The sequence below is a fragment of the Teichococcus deserti genome, assembly GCF_001982615.1.
GTDB classification, from domain to species: domain Bacteria; phylum Pseudomonadota; class Alphaproteobacteria; order Acetobacterales; family Acetobacteraceae; genus Pseudoroseomonas; species Pseudoroseomonas deserti.
On the sequence record NZ_MLCO01000447.1, the window covers coordinates 1 to 1,877 of the forward strand.

At 71.4% G+C, this 1,877-nt stretch carries 2 protein-coding genes; both read left to right on the forward strand.

Going from position 1 to position 1,877, the window contains the following annotated elements:
- On the forward strand, nt 1-964 hold a 964-nt coding region (locus BKE38_RS28725), incomplete at its 5' end, for a manganese catalase family protein (protein WP_242662610.1).
- Between the two features lie 58 nt (nt 965-1,022).
- Nucleotides 1,023-1,799: a DUF3891 family protein gene (locus BKE38_RS28730; protein WP_076960543.1), complete on the forward strand. Its 777-nt coding sequence runs from the start codon at nt 1,023-1,025 to the stop codon at nt 1,797-1,799.
- The last annotated feature ends 78 nt before the right edge of the window (nt 1,800-1,877 follow it).

Sequence of the window (1,877 nt, forward strand, 5' to 3'; positions counted from 1 at the left end):
CCCCCGGCCCAACCAACGCCCCGAGGAGACCCCGACCATGTTCATGCGCATCGACAAGCTGCAGGCGGCGCTGCCCGCCCCCAAGCGCCAGGACCCCAACGCCGCCGCCGCGCTGCAGGAGCTGCTGGGCGGCAAGTACGGCGAGATGTCGACGCTCGGCAACTACATGTTCCAGAGCTTCAACTTCCGCTCCAAGGACAACCTCAAGCCGTTCTACGGCCTGGTCGCCTCGATCACCGCGGAGGAGCTCGGCCATGTCGAGCTGGTCAGCAACGGCGTCGCCATGCTGGCCAACGGCCCCGACAAGCCCGGCGGCGACCAGGGCAATGGCGGCGACATCTCGAAGTCGCCGATGGAGGCGATGAAGGATATCCGCTCCTTCGCCTCCTTCGCCTCGGCCGGCGGCGGCGCGCTGCCGGTGAACAGCAACTCCATGTCGTGGAACGCCGACATGGTCACCACCACCGGCAATGTGGTGGTCGACCTGCTGCACAACTTCCACCTGGAATGCGGCGCGCGGCTGCACAAGCTGCGGGTCTATGAGACGCTGTCCGACCCGACCGGGCGCGAGGTCTGCGGCTACCTGCTGGTGCGCGGCTCGGTGCATGCGCATGCCTATGCGCTGGCGCTGAAGCAGATCACCGGCGTCGAGCTGGAGAAGTTCCTGCCGACGCCGAACATCCCGCTCGACAAGATCCCCGAGTGCCAGAAGTACCTGCAGGAGGGCTCGCACCGCCGCCTCTACACCTGGAGCCCGAACGACTACAAGGAGATCGCCGGCATCTGGGGCAATGGCGAGCAGGCGCTGCCGGGCGATCCGCCGGGCGAGCTGGAGGTGGTGGACGGCATGCCGGAAGGCGGCAAGATCCACCAGCTGACCGGCGTGCCCTCGGCCTTCACCCCCGACTACGCGCCGGAGGAGATGTTCGAGATCGCCCAGAAGCTCTACAAGAAGTCGCGCTGAGCCGCGCGCAGCGGCGCCGTCCGGGCATCTTCGGGCGGCGCCGGCGCGTTGCAGCGGCATGATCCTTCGCCCGCCGGATGGCGCCTCCCGCCTGCTGATCTCGCAACCGTCGCATGCCTGGCTCTCCGGCCAGATGCTGGCGGCCTGGGGCGCCCCCGGCTTCGCCCTGCCCGATCCGGCGCCCGAGACCATCCTGGCCGCCGAACAGCACGACCTGGCCTGGCTGGGCTGGGAGACCGCGCCGAGCCTGAACCCGGCGAACGGCCTGCCGCATTCCTTCCTCGAGCTCGGCCCCGCGGTGCATGCGCCGATGTGGGCCGAGGGGGTGGAGCAGGCCCGCGCCGCCTGGGGCCTCTGGACGGCGCTGCTGGTCTCGCTGCACGGCACCCGGATCTACACCCGCCACATGACGCCCGCCGAGCAGCCGCCCGCCGACCGCGCGGCGATCGAGCGCAATGCCGCGCGGCAGGGCGCGCTGCAGGCCGAATGGATCGCGCGGCTGGGCGCGCCGGCCGAGCAGGTGGCGCGCAACTCGGCGCTGGTCGGCGTCACCGACGCGCTGTCGCTGGCGCTGTGCTTCGCCGATCCCGACTGGGTCGAGCCGGCGCCGATGGCCGATGGCAGCTCGGCGCCGCTGACGCTGACGCGGCGCTCGGCGGCGTGCTGGTCGCTCGACCCCTGGCCGTTCCGCGAGGCCGCGCTGACGCTCCGCTGCGAGGCCATCCGGCTGCCGCTCGACACCCGCTGGACCGATCAGGAGGCGATGCGCCGCGACCTGCGCCAGGCGGAGCGGGTCATCCTGGCCGAGACGCTGAAGCCCCCGGGCGCCGCGTGACCGGCTCCAGCCCCACCACGCCCTGCCCCACCACCCCGGACCGCCGCTACCTGCTGGTGCCGTCTCTCTTACACATCT